We start from the raw sequence: 21,862 nt of genomic DNA on the forward strand, positions 1-21,862 counted from the left end.
GATGAGGGTGTTCCTTGTCGCGGGCGAGCCGTCGGGCGACAATCTTGGCGCCGCGCTGATGGCCGGGCTGCGGACGCTGGTCCCGGATGTGCGGTTCGACGGCGTCGGCGGTCCGGCGATGGCCGCGCAGGGGCTGGCCAGCCGGTTTCCCATGTCCGAGCTGAGCGTCATGGGCATCGCCGAGGTGCTGCCGAAATACCGCCAGCTGAAACGCCGCATCGCGCAGACCGCGCAGGCGGTGGCCGAAACCGGCCCCGACGTGCTGATCACCATCGACAGCCCCGATTTCGGCCTGCGGGTGGCGCGGCTGGTCAAGGCGGCGGCGCCGCAGGTGCGCCGCGTGCATTACGTCGCGCCCTCGGTCTGGGCGTGGCGGCCGGGACGCGCGGCGAAGATGTCGCAGGTCATCGACCACGTGCTGGCGATCCTGCCGTTCGAGCCGCCGCTGATGCGCGCCGCCGGGATGAGCTGCGATTTCGTGGGCCACCCCATCGTCGCGGAACCGCTGGCCGGGGTCGAACAGGCGGCCGCCTTTCGCGCGGCCCACGGGATCGCGCCCGGCGCGCCGCTGGTCCTGTGCCTGCCCGGATCGCGGCGGGGCGAGGTCGCGCGCCTCGGCCCCCGCTTTGACGAGGCGCTGATCCGCCTCCGCGACCGCATCCCGGAAATCCGCGTCGTGCTGCCGACCGTGCCCGGCGTGTCGGACATGGTGCGCGACATGGTGCGCCGCTGGCCGGTGCCGCCCGTCGTGGTCGAAACCGGCGCGGAAAAGCGGGCGGCGTTCGCGGGCGCGGACCTTGCGCTGGCGGCGTCCGGCACGGTCAGCCTGGAACTGGCCGCCAACCGCGTGCCGATGGTCATCGGCTATGACATGGCGCCGCTCAGCCGCTGGCTGATCGGGATGCTGCTGAAGACCGACACGGTGACGCTGGTCAACCTGGTCAGCGAGACCCGCGCCGTCCCCGAGTTCCTGGGCCGCGCCTGCCAGCCCGGTCCGATGGCGGCCTCGCTGCATCGCCTGCTGGACGACCCCGAGGCGCGCAAGGAACAGCTGGCCGCGATGGCGCTGACGATGGAGCGGCTGGGCCGGGGGGGCGAGCCGCCGGGCCTGCGCGCGGCGCGGTCCGTCCTTGCGGCGGCCGCGGGCGGGGTCCGCCGCTGAGGCGGCCGACGCGCGGGCGATCCGGCCCGGCGATCCGGCCCGGTGCGTTGGCCCCACGGACGGCCCCGCGCGCCGCGTCCGGCCCGCCGCACGGCTTCGGGCACCGGCCCGGACCGAGGCCACACGGATGACCGGCAGACGCGGCGGGGGCGTTGCCGGTCGCCTGATCAGACCGCCGCGGTGACGATGACCTCGACCTTGTAGTCGGGCGTGGCCAGCGCCGATTCACCCGTGGCGCGGGCCGGGGGGTTGCCCTTGGGCACCCAGGCGTCCCAGACGGCGTTCATCGCGGGGAAATCCTTGATGTCGGCCAGCCAGATCTGCGCGGTCAGGATGCGCGACTTGTCGGTGCCGGCGCGCGCCAGCAGCCGGTCGATCTGGCCCAGCACCTCGCGCGTCTGGTCGGTGATGCTGTCGCCGGGTTTGCCGACCTGACCCGCCAGATAGACGACGCCGTTGTGGACGACCGCCTCGCTCATCCGGGTGCCGGGGTCGATCCGGGTAATGTCTGCCATGCCTATGCTCCGTTGATGAAACGCCAGAAGAACACCGCCGTCATGCCGAAGCCGACGACCGCGATCAAGCCGCGCAGCACCGCCACCGGCAGCCGCCGCGCGATCGGCGCGCCGCCGAACCCGCCCAGGATGGTGCCGACCGACATCGCCAGGCATTCCCACCACGCGATCTGCCCGCCCGCGGCAAAGATCGCGAAGGAAATCGCCGACAGCGCAAAGGACAGCCAGCTTTTCAGCCCGTTCATCGCGTGGATGTCGGTCATCCCCCACAACGAGAACAGCGCCAGCAGCACGATCCCCAGCCCGCCGTTGAAATAGCCGCCATAGATCGCGACGGGGATCATGGTGCCCGCGCCAAAGGCGGTGACGCCCCGCCGGTATTGCGAGGCAAGCTCGCGCAGGCGCGGCCCGGTCAGGAAGATGATCGTGGCGGCCAAGAGCAGGAACGGCACGATGGCCGCGAACGCCTCGTTCGACGACACCAGCAGCAGGGCGGACCCGATCGCCCCGCCCAGCATCGTCAGCCCCGTCAGCCGGCGCACCAGCCGCCGGTCGATCTGCGCGATGTCGCGGCGGAACCCCAGCGTCGCCGCCAGATAGCCGGGCAGGGCGGCGACGGTGGTGGTGGCGTTGGCCGCGACCTCGGGGATGCCGGTAAAGACCAGCGCGGGAAAGGTGATGAACGTGCCGCCGCCCGCCACCGCGTTCAGCATGCCGCCGAAGAACCCGGCGATCAGCAACAACAGGAAATCGGCCACGTCATGTCCCTTGCGATTGTGGCGCAACCCTGCGCCGCCAGCCTGCCGGGGGCAACCGGGACGGCACGGGTTTCCGGCAGACGGAAATCCCGGCGCCATGCAACCAACCCGCTTTGGGCGCGTTCGGCCGGGCAAACGCCCGCCCCATGCCGGACCAACATGCCGCCCGATACCCCGTTCGATCTGTCCCGCGCGCGGGTGTGCGTCGTCCTTAACCCCGGATCGGGGCGCAGGGATCGCGGCCGATGCCAGGCGCTGCTGCGCCGCGGGCTGGACGGACGCGCAGCCGAGCTGTCGCTGCGCACCGCCCGGCGCGGGGCAGACCTGCCCCGCATCGCCGCCCGCGCCGTCGCCGAAGGGTTCGACCTGATCGTCGCGGTGGGCGGCGACGGCACGCAGGCCGCCGTTGCCGGCGCCGTCGCGGGCACCGACGCCGCGATGGGGGTGATACCGGGCGGCACCTTCAACTTTTTCGCGCGCGACCTCGGCGTCGGCGACACGGTCGAGGCCGCGATCGCCACCCTGCTGGACGGCCGCATCAGGGCCGTCGACGTTGGCCAGATCAACGACACGGTGTTCCTGAACAACGTCAGCTTTGGCGCCTGGCCCCGCATCCTGGAACGGCGCGAGGCGGTCTATCGCCGCTGGGGCCGCAGCCGCGTCGCGGCCTATCTGTCCGCGCTGGGGGCATTTCGCGACCTGCGCCACCCGGTCGCGCTGAAGACCATCGATGAAGGGGTCGAGACGCGCTATTCCACCGCGCTGGCCTTTGTCGCGAAAAGCGCCGTTCAGCTGGAACAGCTGGGGCTGGAGGGTGCGAACGCGATCCGCGACGGCCATCTGGCGATCTTTGTCGCCCGCGCGCGCGGGCCGCGCCAGCTGGCGGGCGCGGCGCTGCGGCTGGCGTTCGGCTTTGCGGCGCGGGGCAGCGATTTCGACCTGGTGATCGACGACGACCTGGTGATCGATACCATGCCCGCGCGCCGCGACGTGGCCCACGACGGCGAACGCACGCGGCTGACCGGCCCGTTCCGCTTGCGCGTCCGGCGCGGCGCGCTGCGGGTCGTGGTGCCGGCAGGGGGCGGGCCGTGACCCGCATCGCATTCCTGACCGACCTGCATTTCGGGTTTCACCGCGCCGGTCTGGTCGCGCCGCTGCTGGCCCGCCTCAACGCCTGCGCGCCCGCGCTGGTCGTCGTGGGCGGCGACCTTTCGCATCGCGGGCGTCCCGGACAGCTGGCCGCCGCCGCCGCCTTCCTGTCCCGGCTGGACGCACCCTGGATGGCGGTGCCCGGAAACCACGACCTGCCGCTGTTCGATCTGCCGCAGCGGCTGGCGGCCCCGCGGGCGGCCTTTCGCGCGGCCATCGCCGCCGACACCCGGCCGGTGCGGCGGGTGGACGGGGTGCGCGTGATGGGCGTGGACAGCACCGATCCGCTGGCGTGGCAGCGCGGCGCGATCGACGCCCGCCAGATCGCGCGCGTCTGCGCCACCGCCGCGCCGGGGCTGACCAACGTCGCCGTCCTGCACCACCCGCTGCGCCACCGCCCCGGCGTTGACAAGGCGCTGATGCGGGGTGCCGGCCCGGCGCTGGCCGCGTTCCAGGCGGCAGGGATTCATGTCGTGCTGACCGGGCATCTGCATGTCTGGTCGGCGGGCGCGTTCCTTGGGCAGGGGGGGGACGACCGCCTGCTGCACATCCAGGGCGGCACGGCCCTGTGCGCGCGCGCCTCGGACCGGCAGAACGAGTTTGCGCTGCTGACCTTCGACGGGCCGGAACTGTCGGTCGAACGCCACGTCGCGCCGATGCCCGACACCGTGTTCCTGCCGCCCGTGGCCCGGCGGTTCTCGCGCGCGTCGGGGCGGTGGGTGGCGCTGGACTAGCGGCGCTTGCCGCCCTTGCCCTTGCCCGGCCCGCGGCCGCCCATCGCGCGGGCGGTTTCCACGGCGGCCAGCAGTTCCTCGGCGATCTCGGCGGCCTCGTCGGGGTCGAAGTCCAGCGGCAGGTCGATGCCGTCTCCCTCGACATAGATGCGGACCATGCCCTGGTCGGTCGGCCCGATCTGCAGATTCGCGGCGACGTCGCTTTGGCTGTTGATGCTCATGTGCCGGTCCTTTCGCTGCCTTGTCGCCGGGTCTAGCTCCGCCGGCCCCGCGCGGCAAGCGGCGCGCGGGGGGCGCGTGCAACAGGCACTTGCATCCGCGCCGGGTCCGGCGTAAGCGATCCGCCAGTGCCGCCTTAGCTCAGTTGGTTAGAGCGCTAGATTGTGGATCTAGAGGTCCCCCGTTCAAGCCGGGGAGGCGGTACCATTTCCCCCCTGTCCCGTGTCCGACCACCCCGCGCATTGCCGGGGGCGTGGCGCGGCCGGTGTCGCGCAGGTCGGGCAAGAGGGGGTTCATGACCGACGCAAGCGGCATCGACTGGACGGATGCGTTCGAGAACGCGGCCCATATCCCCGATGGCCCCGCCTGGCCCGCCCGGCTGGCGGCCGAGGCCGCGGCGGCGCGCGACCGGCTGGCCGCGCAGGCGTTCCAAACCCTGCGCTATGGCGACGATCCCCGGCAGACGCTGGACCTGATCGCGCCTGCGGGGGCGTCGCGGGGCCTCGCCGTGTTCGTCCACGGCGGCTATTGGAAGGCCTTCGATCCGTCCGCGTGGACCCATCTGGCGCTGGGTGCGCGGGCGGCGGGCTGGACGGTGGCGCTGCCCGGCTATCGGCTGGCGCCAGCGGCGCGGATCGCCGACATCACCCGCGACGTGGCCGCCGCCGTCGCGCGCGCGGCGCAGCTGGTGCCCGGTGGGGTCCGGCTGGCGGGCCATTCGGCGGGCGGGCAACTGGCCGCACGGCTGGCCAGCGACCCAGGGTTGCTGCCCCCGGCCGTCCACGCGCGCATCGCGGCGGTGCTGTCGATCAGCGGGTTGCACGACCTGCGCCCGCTGACCCTCGCGGCGATGAACGCGATCCTGCGGCTGGACGCGGCCGAGGCTGTGTCCGAAAGCCCGGCGCTGGCCCCGCCGCCCCCGGTTCCCGTCACCGCCTGGGTCGGCGGCGACGAGCGGCCCGAGTTCCTGCGCCAGTCCGCGCTGCTGGTGGAACGCTGGCGCGAGGCAGGCGGACAGGCCCGGCTGGTCGTCCAGCCGGACCTGCATCACATGAACGTCGTGGCCGGGCTGACCGCACCCGACAGCCCGATCACCCGCGCGTGGCTGGGCGGCTGAGCCGGGCTATTGCAGCGCCTTGTCGGTGATGGTGCTGGTCCACGCACCCTCGGGCGCCTTGGAAATCACCGGGTCCGATCCGCCCGACAGCAGCGTCTGGACGGTGCGTTCCGCGTCGGCGGGGTCCAGCGCGCCGTTCGACCCGGCGGTCAGCTTGGCCACCTCGCGCACCATGCGCAGTTGGTGGGCCTCGGTCTGGGCGCCGGTTTCGTCGTTCTCCAGCACGATGTCGGCGGCTTCCTCGGGGTTTTCCTCGGCGTATTTCCAGCCCTTCATGCTGGCGCGGACGAACCGGGCCAGCCGGTCCTGCATGGCCGGGTCGGCCAGCGTCTCCTCCAGCACATACAGCCCGTCCTCCAGCGTGGCGACGCCCTGATCCTCATACTTGAAGGTCACCAGATCCTCGGGGGCGATGCCCGCGTCCAGCACCTGCCCGTATTCGTTATAGGTCATGGTCGAGATGCAGGCCGCCTGCTTTTGCAGCAGCGGATCGACGTTGAAGCCCTGTTTCAGCACCGTCACCCCGTCCGGCCCGCCCTGGGTCGGCAGCCCCAGATGGTTCATCCACGACAGGAAGGGATATTCGTTGCCGAAGAACCAGACCCCCAGCGTCTTGCCCTTGAAGTCGGTCCCGGGATCGGTGACGCCGCTTTCCTTGAGGCAGGTCAGCATCATCCCCGACGACTTGAACGGCTGGGCGATGTTGACGATGGGCAGGCCCTTTTCGCGGGCGGCGAGCGCCGCGGGCATCCATTCCACCGTCACGTCCGCCCCGCCCCCGGCCAGAACCTGCGTCGGCGCGATGTCGGGGCCGCCGGGCTTGATCGTGACGTTCAGGTTCTCGTCTTCATAGAACCCCTTGTCCTTGGCGACGTAATAGCCGGCGAACTGCGCCTGCGTGACCCATTTCAGCTGCAGCGTCAGATCGTCCGCCGCCTGCGCCGCGCCTGCCGCCAGCATCAGCGCCGCGGTTGTCGTCATCAGTCTGGTCATCATCCACTCCACTGTTGAAAGGGCGTTTTCGCCCGTTATGGGCGCTGCGACGGGTGCCAGAAGGTGACCCGCCGTTCGATCAGCGCGACGATTGCATAGAACAGCGACCCCGCGATCGCGGCCATCAGAATCTCGGCCCAGACCAGCGCCAGATCCAGCTGGCCCACGGCGGTCGAGATGCGGAACCCCATGCCGCGCGTCGGGCTGCCGAAGAACTCGGCGACGATGGCGCCGATCAGGGCAAGGGTGGTGGTGATCTTCAGCCCGTTGAACAGGAACGGCATGGCGGCGGGCAGGCGCAGCTTCAGCAGGCCCTGCCAGTATCCCGCGCTGAACGTCGCCATCTGGTCGCGTTGCAGCGCGTCGGTCGCGGCCAGCCCCGCGACCATGTTCACGAGGATCGGAAAGAACACCATGACGACGACGACGGCCGCCTTGGACTGCCAGTCGAAACCGAACCACATCACCAGAATCGGCGCGATGCCGATGATCGGCAGGGCGGCGACGAAATTGCCCACCGGCAGCAGCCCGCGTTGCAGAAAGGGCGAGCGGTCGATGGCGATGGCGGTGGCGACCGCCAGCGCCGCCCCGGTCAGCCAGCCGGTCAGCGCGCCGCGGACCAGCGTCTGCCAGGAATCCGACAGGATCATCGGCAGGCTGCCCGCGAATCGCTCCCCGATGGCCGAGGGCGCGGGCAGGATCACCGCCGGGATGGCGAACATCGCGACGGCAAGCTGCCAGGTCATCAGCACGGTCAGGCCAAAGATTGCCGCGACCGCCAGCCGCCGCGGGCGCCGCCAGCGTGGCGCGACCGCCGCGTTGGCCAGCCGGGCATTCGCGGCCCACGCGGCCAGCCACAACAGCACCAGCGGCAGCGCCGCGATCATCGCGCCAGCCCCATGCGGCGCAGGACAAGCCGCTCGGCCAGGCCGATGGACCAGACCAGCGCCGCCGCCAGGATCGCGGCCGCGAACAGCGCCGCCCAGATCTGGACGGTCTGCCCGTAATAGCTGCCCGACAGCAGCCGCGCCCCCAGACCCTGCGTCGCGCCGGCGGGCAGTTCGGCCACGATGGTGCCCACCAGCGCCGCCGCCACCGCCACCTTGAGCGAGGCGAACAGATAGGGCAGCGACGCCGGCAGGCGCAGATGCCGCAGCACCGCGCCCCCGCCCGCGTTCCACGACCGCATCAGGTCCAGTTGCATCGCGTCGGGGGCGCGCAGCCCCTTGACCATGCCCACCAGCACCGGAAAGAACGACAGCCACGCGGAAATGAACGCCTTGGGCAGCAGGCCGGTCACCCCGGCGCTGGCAAAGACCACGATCACCATCGGCGCGATGGCGAGGATCGGCACGGTCTGGCTGGCCACCGCCCAGGGCATGATGGACATGTCCATGACCCGGCTGTGAACGATGCCCACCGCCAGCAGGATGCCCGCCGCCGAGCCGATGGCAAAGCCCGCCAGCGTCGCCGACAGCGTGATCCAGCCGTGCCAGACGAGGCTGCGCTTGGACGTGATCTTCTGCCCCGCCACCCCGTCCCACAGCCCCGCGGCGACCTGATGCGGCGCGGGCAGGACCGGGCGTTCCAGCGTCATCGTCTGGCGCAGCAACTCGCCCGCCGTGACCGACGTGCCCGCCCGCGCCGCCTGGTCGCGGACCCAGGGCGCGTTCATCCAGACCGCCGCCAGATACCACGCGACGACGATGGCGCCCAGCACGGCCAGCACCGGCACGATCCGCCTCATTCCGGGCCCCGCACCATCTTCTGGCGGGAAATATCCCGCGGGGGTCCGGGGGCGCGAAGCCCCCGGTGGCCGCCCGCGCTGGCGCCGCGCTCAGTCATAGGAGTGCCCCGCGCGCAGCCCTTCGCGGACACGCTGCGCAATCTCGATAAAGGCGGGGGTGTCGCGGATTTCCAGCGGGCGGTGCCGGGGCAGAGGGCTGTCGATGATGTCGGCGATGCGGCCGGGGCGCGGGCTCATCACGACGATGCGGGTGGACAGATAGACCGCCTCGGGGATCGAATGGGTGACAAAGCCGATGGTCTTGCCGGTCTTGTCCCACAAGGCCAGCAGCGCCTCGTTCAGGCGGTCGCGCACGATCTCGTCCAGCGCGCCGAACGGCTCGTCCATCAGCAGGATGTCGGCGTCAAAGGACAGCGCCCGCGCGATGGACGCGCGCTGCTGCATGCCGCCAGACAGCTGCCAGGGATACTTGCCGCCGAACCCCGCCAGATCGACCAGATCCAGCACCCGCGCCACCCGCGCGGCGCGGTCGGCGCGGGTAAATCCCATGATCTCAAGGGGCAGGGCGATGTTCCCCGACATCGTCCGCCACGGATACAGCCCCGCCGCCTGGAACACATAGCCATAGGCCCGCGCCCGCCGGGCCGCGTCGGGCGTCATCCCGTTGACCGTCAGCCGGCCCGCGGTCGGCGTTTCCAGCCCGGCGATGCAGCGCAGGAACGTCGTCTTGCCGCAACCCGACGGCCCGATAAAGCTGACAAAATCGCCGCGCCGGATGCTCAGGTCCACGTCTTTCAGCGCATGGACCGGGCCGTCGGCGGTCTGGAAGGTCAGGCCGACGCCCTGCGCCTGCACGACGGGACCGTCCATCACACCCCCGTCGCCGGAATGCCCGACCGCTCGACCGGGCGGGGCGCGGTCAGCTCCTTCCATGTCGACAGGGCGCGGTTCACCCCGCCCTGCGGCGTGCGGGCGACGAACTCGCCGTGGCCTTCGCGGCCGTCCACCTTGCCCTCGGTCACCGCCACGCGGCCGCGGGTCAGGGTGAACCGGGGCAGGCCGGTGACCGCGTGCCCCTCGAACACGTTGTAATCGATGGCCGATTGCTGGGTGGCGGCGCTGATCGTCTTGCCCGCCTTGGGGTCCAGCACCACCAGATCGGCGTCGCTGCCCACCAGCACCGCGCCCTTCTTCGGATACATCCCCATGATCTTGGCGATGTTGGTCGAGGTGATGGCGACGAACTCGTTCGGCGTCAGCCGGCCCGTCGCCACCCCATGCGTCCACAGCATGGGCAGTCGATCCTCGAGGCCCCCGGTGCCGTTCGGGATTTTCGTGAAATCCCCGATGCCGGTGCGCTTTTGCGCGGTGGTAAAGGCGCAGTGGTCCGTCGCCACGCAGGACAGCGACCCCGACATCAGCCCGGCCCACAGGCTGTCCTGATGCTGCCTGTTGCGGAACGGCGGAGACATCACGCGGCGCGCGGCGTGGTCCCAGTCCGGGTTGAAATATTCGCTCTCGTCCAGCGTCAGGTGCTGGATCAGCGGCTCGCCCCAGACCCGGCGGCCCATTGCACGGGCGCGCCGGATCGCCTCATGGCTGTCCTCGCAGCTGACATGGACGACATACAGCGGCACGCGGGCCATGTCGGCGATCATGATGGCGCGGTTGGTGGCCTCGCCCTCGACCGCGGGGGGGCGGGAATAGGCGTGCGCCTCGGGGCCGGTGTTGCCCTCGGCCAGCAGGCGGGCGCACATCTCGGCCACGACGTCGCCGTTCTCGGCGTGGACCATCGCAATGCCGCCCAGCTCGCCTACCCGGCGGAACGACGCGAACAATTCGTCGTCGTTGACCATCAGCGCGCCCTTGTAGGCCATGAAATGCTTGAAGCTGGTGATCCCCCGGTCCACCACCTGCGCCATTTCGGCGTGAATGCCCTCGTTCCAGCCGGTGATCGCCATGTGAAACGAATAGTCGCAATGCGCGCGGGCGGTCTTGTTGTCCCAGATCTTCAGCGCGTCCAGCAGCGACTGGTCGGGCGCGGGCAGGGCAAAGTCGATGACCATCGTCGTCCCGCCGGCCAGCGCCGCCCGCGTGCCGGATTCGAAATCATCGGCGGAATAGGTGCCCATGAAGGGCATCTCGAGGTGCGTGTGCGGGTCGATGCCGCCCGGCATGACATAGCAGCCGGTGGCGTCGAGGGTGGTGTCGCCCGACAGGTTCGGGCCGATTTCGGCAATGCGGCCGTTTTCGATCAGGACGTCGGCCTTGTAGCTGAGGTCGGCGGTGACGATGGTGCCGTTGCGGATGACGGTGGTCATTTTATCTTTCAACCCTGTTGAAACTGGGGGACTACTATCTGGAGAGCTAAAAAAGCAATCCCGATCGCCGCCGTTTTCATTGCACATGCAAAGTACCTGCCACTTTTCTCAAGAACCGCGATGCTGCAGGTGATCGCTTCGTCATTTTTCTTTGCGAGTTCAGCCAGTAGCGTTTCGCATCCTGGGGCGGCGCAGTAGCTTGCAAGCGGAGCGGCGCGGGATCCCGAAGAAAACCCAGTCTTAGGTCGGAATGTATAGGCCGCTATCACCGCAGCTGTAAGAAGCGCAAAAAGTGAAATGATCTGCAAAGTTTGGGACGGCCAGTCGTCAGGTTTGAGCTGTGCGGCTATCGTTATCATTACGCCCAAGGCACTGCAGAACTGGACGGCACGCTGATCAGCGGCTAATGCCGCCGCGCCAATCTCATCGAGGAGGCGCTCGGTCTGACGCAGCCGTTCTTTCTCTGCATCCAGAGCGGTGTAGACTTTCGCTTCTTCTGTCAGAGTGTTAGGCTGCAGCATGTCAATGAACACCGTGAGGCGAGATGTCTGAAAGCTCGAATACGCCTGTGCCGCAGAAGCCACAAGAGACTGGGCCGAAGCCTATCCCAGTTGTCACCTTCGTCCGTGGCGCGGGACCGATCCGGACGAAATAAGTGCGGTAAAACGACTGTGTTTGTCACCCCGCCACCCCCGCCGTCTCCAGCACCGCGCTCAACAGCACGTCCGCCCCCGCACTCGCCCACTCCGGCGTGATCTCCTCGGCCTCGTTATGCGACAGCCCGTCCACGCAGGGGCACATGATCATCACCGTGGGCGCGACCTGGTTGATCCAGCAGGCGTCGTGGCCGGCGCCTGACACGATGTCCATGTACGAATAGCCCAGCCGGTCCGCGGCGTCGCGAACCCGGGCGACCAAGGTTTCGTCGAAGGCGGGCGGGTCGAACTGGCCGACGATCCGGGACGCGAACTCGCATCCCAGCGCCTCGCACAGGACGGGGGCGCGGTCCATCAGCTCGTCCACCATCCCGGTCAGCGTGGGCAGCAGGTGGCTGCGGAAATCGACCGTGAAGACAACCTTTTCCGGGATCACGTTGCGGCTGTTCGGATAGACGTCGATGTGGCCGATGGCGCCGACGGCGGCGGGCTGGTGCCGCATCGCGATCTCGTGGACCAGCTCGGTGATCTGCGCGAGGCCCCGGCCCGCGTTGCGGCGCATCCGCATGGGGGTCGATCCGGTGTGCTGGCCCTTGCCGGTCACGGTGATCTCGATCCAGCGCAGGCCCTGGCCGTGGGTCACGACGCCGATCTGGCGGTTCTCGGCCTCAAGGATGGGGCCCTGTTCGATGTGATATTCGAACATCGCGTGGATCGGGCGGCCGCCGACGGGCTGGTCGCCGCGCCAGCCGATGCGGTCCAGTTCCTCGCCGAAGCGCTTGCCCTGCGCGTCCTCGCGGCTGTTGGCGAAATCCTCGTCCAGCACGCCCGCGAACACGCCCGAGGCCAGCATCGCGGGCGCAAAGCGCGAGCCTTCCTCGTTGGTCCAGTTCACCACCACGATGGGGCGGGCGGGCGTGATCCCCATGTCGCGGATGGTCCGCACCACCTCCAGCCCCGACAGCACGCCCAGCACGCCGTCGTACTTGCCGCCGGTGGGCTGGGTATCCAGGTGGCTGCCGATATAGACCGGGTCGGCGCCGGGGTCCGCGCCTTCCAGCCGCATGAACATGTTGCCTAGGCGGTCCACCTGCATGGTCATGCCGGCGTCCTCGCACCAGCGCCGGAACAGGCCGCGGCCCTCGGCGTCGGCGTCGGTCAGGGTCTGGCGGTTGTTGCCGCCCGCGATGCCCGGCCCGATGCGGGCCATCTGCATCAGCGACTCCCACAGCCGTTCGCCGTTCACGCGCATGTTGTCGGCCGCAGCCGCCCCGCTGGCGCTGGTCATGTCCCTCGTCTCCCTGTCGCGCCGCGCCGCCCTTCGTCGGGGCGGTCGGGCCGTTGTTCGGTCAGCCGGCCACGGCCTGCCGTGTCGGTCCGGCCCGGCCTGCCGGTCGGGCCGGTCGTGTCATGCCGCGGCCTTCAGCACCTGCCCAAGCGTGCCGATCAGTTCGTCGATCTGCGCCTCGCTGATGATCAGGGGCGGCGACATGGCGATGATGTCGCCGGTCACGCGGATCATGATCCCCGCCTCGAACGCGCGGACGAAGGCGTCGAACGCGCGTTTTCCGGGCTGTCCGTCGATGGGCGCCAGCTCGACCGCGCCGATCAGCCCCATGTTCCGGATGTCCACGACATGCGGATGGTCGGCCAGTCCGTGGATGGCGTTCTCCCAATGCTTTTCCAGTTTGGCCGCGCGGGTCAGCAGCCCCTCGTCGGCATAGGTGTCCAGCGTGGCGATGCCCGCGGCCGACGACACCGGGTTGCCCGAATAGGTATAGCCGTGGAACAGTTCGATCACATGATCCGGCCCCGACATGAAGGCGTCGTGGATCGCGCTTGACGCCAGCACCGCGCCCATCGGGATCACGCCGTTGGTCAGGCCCTTTGCGCAGGTGATCATGTCCGGGGTCACGCCGAAATGCTGCGCCGCAAAGGGGCTGCCGAGGCGGCCGAAGCCGGTGATGACCTCGTCGAAGATCAAGAGGATGCCGTGCTTGCGCGTGATCTCGCGCAGGCGTTCCAGATAGCCCCTGGGCGGCAGCAGGACGCCGGTGGACCCGGCCATCGGTTCCACGATCACGGCGGCGATGGTGTCGGCGCCGTGCAGCGCGACGATGCGTTCCAGATCGTCGGCCAGATGCGCGCCGTGCTGCGGCTGGCCGCGGGTCATGCGGTTTTCCGGCAGATGCGTGTGGGGCAGGTGGTCCACGCCCGACAGCGCGGTGCCGAAATACCGGCGGTTGTTGACGATGCCGCCGACCGAGATCCCGCCGAAGCCCACGCCGTGATAGCCGCGCTCGCGCCCGATCAGGCGGGTGCGCTGGCCCTCGCCCCGCGCGCGGTGATAGGCCAGCGCGATCTTCAGCGCCGTATCCACCGCCTCCGACCCCGAGTTGCAGTAGAACACATGGTCGATCCCGTCGGGGGCGATGTCCACGATGCGGTTGGCCAGCTCGAACGCGGTCGGGTGACCCATCTGGAAGGCGGGCGCATAATCCAGCGTGCCCACCATCTCGCTGACGGCCTGGGTGATGCGCGGGCGGCAGTGGCCCGCGTTGCAGCACCACAAGCCCGCGGTGCCGTCCAGCACCTGCTGGCCGTCGGCGGCGGTATAGTGCATGTCCTTGGCCGACACCAGCATGCGCGGCTGCGCCTTGAACTGCCGGTTCGAGGTGAAGGGCATCCAGAAGGCCCGCAGGTCGTTCGGTGCCGGTTTGCGATCCAGGGCCATGCGCTGTCCTTCCGATGGCGTCGCCGGCCGGAAGCCCGGCCGGCAAATTCTTGACCAAATGGTCAGATGAACGCTAGCACGGGCCGGTATGCAGTCAAGCGGGCGCGATCCTCGCGCGGCGACAGGGAAGCGTCATGCCCGATCCGGATGCTCAGCGATCCCGCATCCAGACCCGCAACCGGCAGGCGATCCTGGACGCCGCGCTGGACGCGTTTTCCGGCCACGGCTATGCCGGCGTCACCATCGACCGCATCGCCGAGGGGGCGGGCCTGTCCAAGCCCAACGTGCTGTATTACTTCGCCTCGAAAGAGGCGATCCACCAGGCGCTGCTGGACGGGCTGCTGGACCTGTGGCTGGCGCCGCTGCGCGACATGGACCCCCGCGGCCAGCCGCTGGACGAGATCCTGGCCTATGTCGCCCGCAAGCTGGACCTGTCGCGCCGCTTTCCCCGCGAAAGCCGCCTGTTCGCGCACGAGATCCTGCAGGGCGCGCCGCATCTCGGCCCGGTGCTGGGGGGCGATCTGGCGGCCCTGGTGGCCGACAAGGCCGCGCTGGTCGCTGCTTGGGTCGCGCAGGGCCGGCTGGCGGCGGTCGATCCGCATCACCTGATCATGTCGATCTGGGCGCTGACCCAGCATTACGCCGACTTTGACCTGCAGGTGCGGGCGGTGCTTGGCCCCGGCCACGACCCCTATGCCGAGGCGGGGAGGTTCCTGGACGGCCTCTATCGCCGGCTGCTGACGCCGCCCGGCTGACTGCCTGAAAATCGGGCAGCGCAGGGCCGTTCCCTTGCCCGCGCCGACCTTTCGGGAACTATTCGCGCCGCCCGTCATTCACGCCCTTGTCAACCTGACGGCGCCGGCGCAGATACACGCGCGGTGCAACATGAGGCACATGATGACCGAGCCTGTCGCGGACCCGCGCGGCACCGATGCCGGACGACAGACCTCGCCCGCCACCCCGCACACCGACGCCCACCCACACGCCGATGCGACCCCCGGCCTCGCGCTGATCCTGTCCACGCTGGGGGTGGTCTATGGCGACATCGGCACCTCGCCGCTGTATGCGCTGCGCGAATCGCTGCGCCACGCGCACGAACACGACATGGCGGAAACCGCCGTGATCGGGATTGTGTCGATGCTGTTCTGGACGGTCGTGCTGATCGTCACCCTGAAATACGTCGTGCTGATCCTGCGCGCCGACAACAACGGCGAGGGGGGCACCCTGTCGCTGGTCGCCAAGGCCCAGGGCGCGCTGCACCGCCGGACGTGGTGGCTGTATCTGATCGGGATCGTCGGCGTGTCGCTGTTCTTTGGCGATGCGATCATCACCCCCGCCATGTCGGTCCTGTCCGCGGTCGAGGGGATGGAGCTTGTCTTTCTCGGCTTTGGCGACTGGGTGGTGCCGGTCACGCTGGTGATCGTCATCGCGCTGTTCTGGGTCCAGCGGTCGGGGACCGAGGCGGTGTCGCGCCTTTTCGGGCCGATCATGCTGGTCTGGTTCCTGACGATGGCGGCGCTTGGCGCGCTGCACCTGTTCGACGACGCCCGCATCCTGCAGGCGCTGAACCCGCTGCGGGCGGCGGGCTTTGTCGCCGAGAACGGGTTCGGCGCGCTGCCGGTCATGGGCTCGGTCTTTCTGGCGGTGACCGGGGCCGAGGCGCTTTATGCCGACATGGGCCATTTCGGCCGCAAGCCGGTCCGCATCTCGTGGCTGGCGCTGGTGTTTCCGGCGCTGACGATCAGCTATATGGGGCAGGGGGCGATGGTGCTGTCGCATCCCGAAACGGCGGCCAACCCCTTTTTCCTGCTGGCGCCGTCATGGTTCACGCTGCCGCTGGTGGTGCTGGCGACGGCGGCGACGGTGATCGCCAGCCAGGCGGTGATCTCGGGCGCGTTCTCGGTCGCGCAGCAGGCGGTTCAGCTGGGGCTGCTGCCGCGGCTGGAAATCCAGCACACGTCCGACAAGCAGCTGGGGCAGGTCTATCTGCCCAAGGTCAACACGATCCTGATGTTCGGCGTCTGCGCGCTGGTGCTGTCCTTCGGGTCGTCGGCGCGGCTGGCCAGCGCCTATGGGATTGCGGTGACCGGCGACATGGTCATCACCTCGATCCTGGCGATCATCGTGTTCCGCTATGCGTGGAAATGGCGCTGGATCAGCGTGCTGGCGATCATGCTGCCGGTGCTGGCGATCGAGGTGGTGTTCCTTTACGCCAACATCCTCAAGACGCTGGACGGCGGCTATATCCCGCTGATGTTCGCGGCGGTGGTCATCACCTTCATGGTGGTGTGGGTCAAAGGCACGCAGAGACTGCAGCAAAAGCTGTCGGCCGAAAGCGTCAGGCTGGATTTCCTGGCGGGCAAGCTGACCGACAGCCCGCCGGTGATCGTGCCGGGCACCGCCGTGTTCCTGACCGCCGACCCGGAACTTGCGCCGCCCGCGCTGCTGCACAACCTGAAACACAACCGCGTGCTGCATGAACGCAACTATGTGGTCAAGGTCGAGGTCGCGACGACCCCCCGTGTCCCCGACGACCAGCGCCTGCGGCTTGAGGCGCTTGGCCCGCGGTTCTTCCGCATCTGGCTGCGCTTTGGCTATATGGAACAGCCGAACGTGCCCCGCGCGCTGGCGAATGCCAAGGCGATGGGCCACAAGTTCGACATCATGGCGACGTCGTATTTCCTGAACCGGCGTTCGCTGCGGGTGGGCAAGGGGCGGCTGCTGCCCTTGTGGGCGGCGCGGCTTTACGCGGGCATGTATCGTTCGGCTTCGGAACCGACCAACTTCTATCGCCTGCCGTCCAACCGGGTGGTCGAACTGGGGCAGCAGATCAACATCTGAGACGCCGGGGCGGGGCGCGCCGCCCCGGTCAGACCAGCGCGGTGATGCGGCGGCGGCGCCAGACCAGCAGATACCACGCCCCCTGTCCGACCAGCAGCGCGGCAAAGTTGGCGACATAAGCCCACCAGATGCCCTGCAATCCGAAGGTGCGCGACAGGAACACCGCCAGCGGCAGCTCGACCAGCAGGACGCAGCCCATCGCGATCAGCATCGGCGCGATGACCGTGCCGGACGCGCGCATGATCCCCGAAAAGATCGTGCCGGCCCCGAACAGCAGCGCCGACCAGCTGACGATGTGCAGCAGGTGCTGGGCCAAATCCACGACCTCGGGTTCGGACAGGAACAGCGACACCACGGGGCGCGAGAACAGATAGACCAGCGCGACCAGCCCGCCGGTCAGCGCCAGGTTCATCGCCATCGCCGTGCGCAGCACCGCCCCCAGCCGGTGCGAATGTCCCGCGCCGATGGCCTGCGCGCCAAAGATCGACGCGGCGATGGCGATCGACAGCGCCGGGAACTGCGCATAGGCCTGCACCTGGCTGACCGCGCCGTAAGCCGCCGTCGCGTCCGAGCCGAAGCGGTTGATCAGCCCCACGATCACCAGCCCCGACAGCGATCCGACGACCAGCTGCGCCCCCGTCGGCAACCCGATCCTCAGCACGGTCTTCAACAGCGACGGATCGGGCACCAGCGCCGCCAGCAGCGCCCGCCCCGGCGCCAGCGGATGGGACCGGGCGCGCAGCCACAGCGCCAGCACCACCAGCCCCGCGGCCTGCGCGATGCCCGCGGACCAGGCCGCGGCGGCGACGCCCATCCCCAGCTGCGCCACCATGACGACCGTCATCACGCCCGACACGACAGTCGCCACCGCCTGCACCACCAGCGGCCGGACCGAATCGCCGGTGCCGCGCAGCAGCGCGCCCGCGACGATGAACAGGAACAGCACCGGCATCGTGGCGAACGCCGCGCGGGCATAGGTCACGGCCGCCGCCATGATGTCGGGCGGCGTGCCCATCAGCCGCAGGATCGCGGGCGCGGCCAGCCAGCCGCCGCCGCCGATGACCAGCGCCAGCCCCAGCGTGACGCCGATGGCCGTCCCGCCGATGCGCTGCACAAGGTCGATCTTGCGCGCGCCCCAGGCCTGCCCGATCAGCACGCTGGCCCCCGAGGTCACGCCGATCAGGAAGGCAATGAAGAAGAACGCCAGCGGCATGAAGGTCGCCATCGCCGCCAGCGCGCCCGTCCCCAGCATCCGTCCGACCACGATGGCGTTGATCGTCATCGACAGCGATTGCAGGATGTTCTGCCCGATCAGCGGCAGCAGAAAGACCAGAAAGGCGCGCCACAGCGGGCCGGTGTAAAGCTGCGTTCTGGGCATCGGCGATCTTTCGGCTGGGGCGGTCTGCCCGGTCTGCGGACCGGGGGCGGTTCACCGGCACAACCCGGCGGCGGCGCGCGGGTTCAGTCCGGTCCCGCGCCACCCGCCCGGCGGGCGCGGCAGGCCGCGACGGCGGCGGCGACCGACGCCTGCATCTGCGCGGCCGTGGGCGGCACGTAGCCCCATGCGCGCGCGCGGGCCGAGGACATCAGCTTGGCGCGCATCCCCTCGGGCCGGGACAGATCGTGGGTGAACCGGCCGCCCCAGTCCGCCGCGCGGGCGACCATCGCGTAATAGTCGTTGACCGAGCGATCCTCGTCCGCCCCCACGTTCAGCAGCGGCGGCAGGTCGGCCAGCCGCGGCAGGGCCGACAGGATGAACCGGGCAAGGTGGTCCGCGTCCATGAACTCGCGCCGCGCCGTGCCGCTGCCCCAGATCTCGACCACATCGCGCCCCGCGTCCTGCGCGTCCACGACCTTGGTGATCGCCGCCGCCAGCAGATGCGCCGACGCCGCGCCGAAGTGGTCGCGCGTGCCGAACAGATTGCAGGGGATCAGGGTGCGATAGGCGACGCCCGCCCGCCGCGACAGATATTCGCACAGCCGCGCGCCGGTGATCTTGGCCAGCGCATAGCCCTCGTTCGTGGGCTCAAGCGGCGCGGCCAGGATGTCGCCCTCGACCAGCGGCTGGCGGTGGTCGCGCGGATACATGCAGGACGACCCCAGAAACATCAGCCGCGGGACGCCGGCCCGCGCCGCGCCGTTGATGACGGCGTCGTTGATCCGCAGGTTTTCGGTCAGAAACCCCGCCGGGTCGGCGATGTTGGCGGCGATCCCGCCCACCCGCGCGGCGGCGTGGATGACGGCATCGACGGGGTTCGCCGCCAGCCAGTCCGCGACCGCCACCCGGTCGGTCAGGTCAAGGTCGGCGCGTGCGGGCGCCAGCAGCGTCACGCCCGGCGCGACCTGCGGGGCCAGATGCCGGATCGTGGCCCCCAGCATCCCCGATCCGCCGGTCAGCCAAACCCTCATGTGCGGGAATACACGTCTTCATAGCGGATGATGTCGTCCTCGCCCAAGTAAACGCCGGTCTGCACCTCGATCAGCACCATCGGCACCTTGCCGGGGTTCTCCATGCGGTGGACGGCGCCCAGCGGCACATAGATCGACTGGTTTTCCGTCACCAGCGTCACCGTGTCGTCCACCGTCACCCGCGCGGTGCCGCTGACGACGATCCAGTGCTCGGACCGGTGGACGTGGCTTTGCAGGCTCAGCGCCGCGCCGGGATGGACGACGATGCGCTTGACCTGAAAGCGGTCGGCCATGACCAGCGTCTCGAACCAGCCCCAGGGCCTGTGGTCGCGGCGGAACGTCTCGGCCTGCCGTGCGCCCTTGGATTTCAGCGCCGCCACCGCCTGCTTGACGTCCTGAGCGCGGTCCATGTCGGCGACCAGCACCGCGTCGTTGGTGGCAACCACCATGACGTTGGACAGGCCGATGCCCACGACCTGCATGTCGTCGTGTTCCGACCGCAGCAGCACGTCGCGGCAGTCGATGGCGGTGGACCGCGCGTCCGTCACCACCCCGTCGGGGGCGGGCGCGCCGATCTGGTTCTCGCGCCAGATCGCGTCCCAGCCGCCCAGATCCGACCAGTGGTCGGCAAAGCGCACCACAGACAGCGCGTCGGATTTCTCCATCACCGCATAGTCGATGGACAGGTCGGGCAGGCCGTTCCACGGCTCTGGCGCCAGCCGCAGGAACCCAAGGTCGGGCCGCGCCTGATCCAGCGCCGCCTGCACGGGGTCCACGAACTCGGGCGCATGGGCGCGGAACGCCGCGATCATGGTCGCCGCGGAAAACAGGAAGATCCCTGCGTTCCACAGGAACCGCCCGTCCGCCAGCATCGCCTGCGCGCGGTCCGCGTCGGGCTTTTCGACGAACCGGCGCAGGGGGGCGGGGCCGTCGGTGGCGTCGCCCTCGACCTCAAGCCAGCCATAGCCCGTCTCGGCCCGCGTGGGCTGAATGCCGAAGGTCACGATGCGGCCCGCGCGCGCCAGCGGCAGGCCCTGATCGACGGCGCGGCCGAACGCCTCGGCATCGGGGACGACGTGGTCCGAGGGCGCGACCAGCATCACCGCGTCGGGATCGGTCTGCGCCAGATACAGCGCCGCGGCCAGCACGGCGGGCGCGGTGTTGCGGCCCGCAGGCTCGATCAGGATCGCGGCCGGGTCCAGGGCGACCTCGGCCAGCTGTTCGGTCACGATAAAGCGGAAATCGGCGTTGGTCATCACGACGGGCGCGCCATAGCGCGGCCCCGACAGCCGCAGTGCGGACGCCTGAAACAGCGTGCGCTCCCCGATCAGCGGCGCAAACTGCTTGGGAAACGACTTGCGCGACACGGGCCACAGGCGCGTGCCGCTGCCGCCCGACAACAGGACCGGCGTGATCTGGTTCATTCGACGACCCCATAGGCGCGGCGCGCCAGCCTTTCGGTTTCCAGCAGCCGCCGATCCTCGGCGACCATCTCGGCCACCATTTGCGGAAAGGGCGTGGTCGCTGTCCAGCCCAGTCGGTCGCGCGCCTTGGTCGCGTCGCCGCACAGCCGGTCCACCTCGGTCGGGCGGAAATAGACCGGGTCGATCTGGATCAGGCAGCGGTCGGTGCCGGCCTGATAGCCGCATTCGTCCACGCCCGCGCCGCGCCAGTCCAGCGCCACCCCCGCCTCGGCGAAGGCCATTTCGCAGAACTGGCGGACGCTGTGCATCCGTCCGGTCGCCAGCACGAAATCGTCCGGCGCGGGGTGCTGGACGATGCGCCACATCCCCTCGACATAGTCGCGGGCGTGGCCCCAGTCGCGCAGCGCGTCAAGGTTGCCCAGATACAGCCGGTCCTGCAGCCCCAGCGTGATCGCGGCCACCGCACGGGTGATCTTGCGGGTGACGAAGGTTTCGCCCCGCACCGGGCTTTCGTGGTTGAACAGGATGCCGTTGGACGCAAACATCCCATAGGCGTCGCGATAGTTCACCGTGATCCAATAGGCGTAAAGCTTGGCCGCCGCATAGGGCGAGCGCGGGCGGAACGGCGTCGTTTCGGACTGCGGCGTTTCGGCCACGGCGCCATACAGCTCGGACGTGGACGCCTGATAGAACCGCGTCCGCTTTTCCATCCCCAGCAGGCGGATCGCCTCGAGCAGGCGCAGCGTGCCGATGCCGTCGGCGTTGGCGGTGTATTCCGGCATCTCGAAGCTGACCTTGACGTGGCTTTGCGCGGCAAGGTTATAGATCTCGTCGGGCTGGGTTTCGGCCACGGTGCGGATCAGCGCCGTCGAATCGGTCATGTCGCCATAGTGCAGGTGAAAGCGGCCGTTGCGGTGCGGGTCGATCTGCAGATGGTCGATCCGCCCGGTGTTGAAGCTGGACGACCGGCGTTTGATGCCGTGGACGACATAGCCTTTGGCCAGCAGCATCTCGGCCAGATAGGCGCCGTCCTGCCCGGTGATCCCGGTGATAAGCGCGGTTTTCGCGGTCATGCTTCCCCCT

The 21,862-nt window shown here is 69.5% G+C and carries 21 protein-coding genes and 1 tRNA gene; 7 read left to right on the forward strand and 15 right to left on the reverse strand.

Annotated elements, in window-relative coordinates; translation table 11 throughout:
• Position 1: 1 nt before the first annotated feature.
• Complete coding sequence (gene lpxB, locus EPA64_RS02600; protein WP_134724657.1) at positions 2-1,162, forward strand: lipid-A-disaccharide synthase; 1,161 nt, start codon at positions 2-4, stop codon at positions 1,160-1,162.
• Between the two features lie 167 nt (positions 1,163-1,329).
• Here lpxB and EPA64_RS02605 read toward each other — a convergent pair whose 3' ends face one another.
• Together EPA64_RS02605 and EPA64_RS02610 are read right to left on the reverse strand one after the other, a co-directional pair.
• Entirely contained in the window at positions 1,330-1,677 is a 348-nt protein-coding gene (locus tag EPA64_RS02605) for a RidA family protein (protein ID WP_134724658.1), read from the reverse strand.
• A gap of 2 nt (positions 1,678-1,679) precedes the next feature.
• Positions 1,680-2,435 (reverse strand): sulfite exporter TauE/SafE family protein, encoded by a 756-nt coding sequence (locus tag EPA64_RS02610; RefSeq protein WP_134724659.1) that lies wholly within the window; start codon positions 2,433-2,435, stop codon positions 1,680-1,682.
• A 159-nt stretch (positions 2,436-2,594) separates the two neighbouring features.
• On the opposite strand from EPA64_RS02610, the gene EPA64_RS02615 reads away from it, so the two are divergent.
• Complete coding sequence (locus EPA64_RS02615; protein ID WP_134724660.1) at positions 2,595-3,527, forward strand: diacylglycerol/lipid kinase family protein; 933 nt, start codon at positions 2,595-2,597, stop codon at positions 3,525-3,527.
• Positions 3,524-4,318, forward strand: a complete 795-nt coding sequence (locus EPA64_RS02620; RefSeq protein ID WP_134724661.1) for a metallophosphoesterase family protein — start codon at positions 3,524-3,526, stop codon at positions 4,316-4,318. Before EPA64_RS02615 ends, EPA64_RS02620 begins: the two co-directional genes overlap by 4 nt.
• On the opposite strand, the gene EPA64_RS02625 is transcribed toward EPA64_RS02620, so the two are convergent.
• Positions 4,315-4,539, reverse strand: coding sequence for a DUF6324 family protein (locus tag EPA64_RS02625; protein WP_134724662.1), 225 nt, complete (start codon positions 4,537-4,539; stop codon positions 4,315-4,317). The two genes, EPA64_RS02620 and EPA64_RS02625, sit on opposite strands and share 4 nt — an antisense overlap.
• Before the next feature lie 128 nt (positions 4,540-4,667).
• Between EPA64_RS02625 and EPA64_RS02630 the strand changes: the two genes are divergently transcribed.
• Positions 4,668-4,744, forward strand: a tRNA-His gene (locus EPA64_RS02630).
• Between the two features lie 88 nt (positions 4,745-4,832).
• A complete protein-coding gene (locus EPA64_RS02635; protein ID WP_134724663.1) occupies positions 4,833-5,654 on the forward strand; it encodes an alpha/beta hydrolase in 822 nt (273 codons plus the stop codon).
• 6 nt (positions 5,655-5,660) lie between these two features.
• On the opposite strand, the gene EPA64_RS02640 is transcribed toward EPA64_RS02635, so the two are convergent.
• The 8 genes from EPA64_RS02640 to aptA all read right to left on the reverse strand — a co-directional run bounded on the left by EPA64_RS02640 (position 5,661) and on the right by aptA (position 14,105).
• A complete protein-coding gene (locus EPA64_RS02640) occupies positions 5,661-6,647 on the reverse strand; it encodes an ABC transporter substrate-binding protein (protein WP_220443694.1) in 987 nt (328 codons plus the stop codon).
• Between the two features lie 35 nt (positions 6,648-6,682).
• Positions 6,683-7,534 (reverse strand): ABC transporter permease, encoded by an 852-nt coding sequence (locus tag EPA64_RS02645; RefSeq protein WP_134724664.1) that lies wholly within the window; start codon positions 7,532-7,534, stop codon positions 6,683-6,685.
• The gene (locus tag EPA64_RS02650) at positions 7,531-8,394 is read right to left on the reverse strand and encodes an ABC transporter permease (protein WP_134724665.1); all 864 of its coding nucleotides are present in this window, start codon (positions 8,392-8,394) and stop codon (positions 7,531-7,533) included. The genes EPA64_RS02645 and EPA64_RS02650 overlap by 4 nt, the downstream gene beginning before the upstream one ends.
• A 90-nt stretch (positions 8,395-8,484) precedes the next feature.
• Complete coding sequence (locus tag EPA64_RS02655) at positions 8,485-9,264, reverse strand: ABC transporter ATP-binding protein (protein WP_134724666.1); 780 nt, start codon at positions 9,262-9,264, stop codon at positions 8,485-8,487.
• Positions 9,264-10,715, reverse strand: coding sequence for a dihydropyrimidinase (gene hydA, locus EPA64_RS02660; RefSeq protein WP_134724667.1), 1,452 nt, complete (start codon positions 10,713-10,715; stop codon positions 9,264-9,266). Before hydA ends, EPA64_RS02655 begins: the two co-directional genes overlap by 1 nt.
• A gap of 8 nt (positions 10,716-10,723) precedes the next feature.
• The gene (locus EPA64_RS02665; protein ID WP_134724668.1) at positions 10,724-11,248 is read right to left on the reverse strand and encodes a hypothetical protein; all 525 of its coding nucleotides are present in this window, start codon (positions 11,246-11,248) and stop codon (positions 10,724-10,726) included.
• A gap of 145 nt (positions 11,249-11,393) precedes the next feature.
• A complete protein-coding gene (locus EPA64_RS02670; RefSeq protein WP_134724669.1) occupies positions 11,394-12,659 on the reverse strand; it encodes a Zn-dependent hydrolase in 1,266 nt (421 codons plus the stop codon).
• A gap of 120 nt (positions 12,660-12,779) precedes the next feature.
• Positions 12,780-14,105, reverse strand: a complete 1,326-nt coding sequence (gene aptA, locus EPA64_RS02675; RefSeq protein WP_134724670.1) for an omega-aminotransferase AptA — start codon at positions 14,103-14,105, stop codon at positions 12,780-12,782.
• Between the two features lie 134 nt (positions 14,106-14,239).
• Here aptA and EPA64_RS02680 point away from each other — a divergent pair, with 134 nt between their 5' ends.
• Both EPA64_RS02680 and EPA64_RS02685 read left to right on the forward strand, forming a co-directional pair.
• Positions 14,240-14,860 (forward strand): TetR family transcriptional regulator C-terminal domain-containing protein, encoded by a 621-nt coding sequence (locus tag EPA64_RS02680; protein ID WP_134724671.1) that lies wholly within the window; start codon positions 14,240-14,242, stop codon positions 14,858-14,860.
• A gap of 130 nt (positions 14,861-14,990) precedes the next feature.
• Positions 14,991-16,946 carry a potassium transporter Kup gene (locus tag EPA64_RS02685; protein ID WP_246026572.1) on the forward strand — a complete coding sequence of 652 codons (1,956 nt, stop codon included), beginning with the start codon at positions 14,991-14,993 and terminating at the stop codon, positions 16,944-16,946.
• A gap of 28 nt (positions 16,947-16,974) precedes the next feature.
• Here EPA64_RS02685 and EPA64_RS02690 read toward each other — a convergent pair whose 3' ends face one another.
• The 4 genes from EPA64_RS02690 to gmd all read right to left on the reverse strand — a co-directional run bounded on the left by EPA64_RS02690 (position 16,975) and on the right by gmd (position 21,852).
• Positions 16,975-18,324 carry an MATE family efflux transporter gene (locus EPA64_RS02690; protein ID WP_134724673.1) on the reverse strand — a complete coding sequence of 450 codons (1,350 nt, stop codon included), beginning with the start codon at positions 18,322-18,324 and terminating at the stop codon, positions 16,975-16,977.
• Between the two features lie 83 nt (positions 18,325-18,407).
• Positions 18,408-19,355, reverse strand: coding sequence for an NAD-dependent epimerase/dehydratase family protein (locus EPA64_RS02695; protein ID WP_134724674.1), 948 nt, complete (start codon positions 19,353-19,355; stop codon positions 18,408-18,410).
• Positions 19,352-20,779, reverse strand: coding sequence for a mannose-1-phosphate guanylyltransferase/mannose-6-phosphate isomerase (locus tag EPA64_RS02700; RefSeq protein ID WP_134724675.1), 1,428 nt, complete (start codon positions 20,777-20,779; stop codon positions 19,352-19,354). Before EPA64_RS02700 ends, EPA64_RS02695 begins: the two co-directional genes overlap by 4 nt.
• The gene (gene gmd, locus EPA64_RS02705; RefSeq protein WP_134724676.1) at positions 20,776-21,852 is read right to left on the reverse strand and encodes a GDP-mannose 4,6-dehydratase; all 1,077 of its coding nucleotides are present in this window, start codon (positions 21,850-21,852) and stop codon (positions 20,776-20,778) included. Before gmd ends, EPA64_RS02700 begins: the two co-directional genes overlap by 4 nt.
• Positions 21,853-21,862: the final 10 nt, after the last annotated feature.

The organism is Paracoccus luteus (genome assembly GCF_004522155.1).
GTDB classification, from domain to species: Bacteria; Pseudomonadota; Alphaproteobacteria; order Rhodobacterales; family Rhodobacteraceae; genus Paracoccus; species Paracoccus luteus.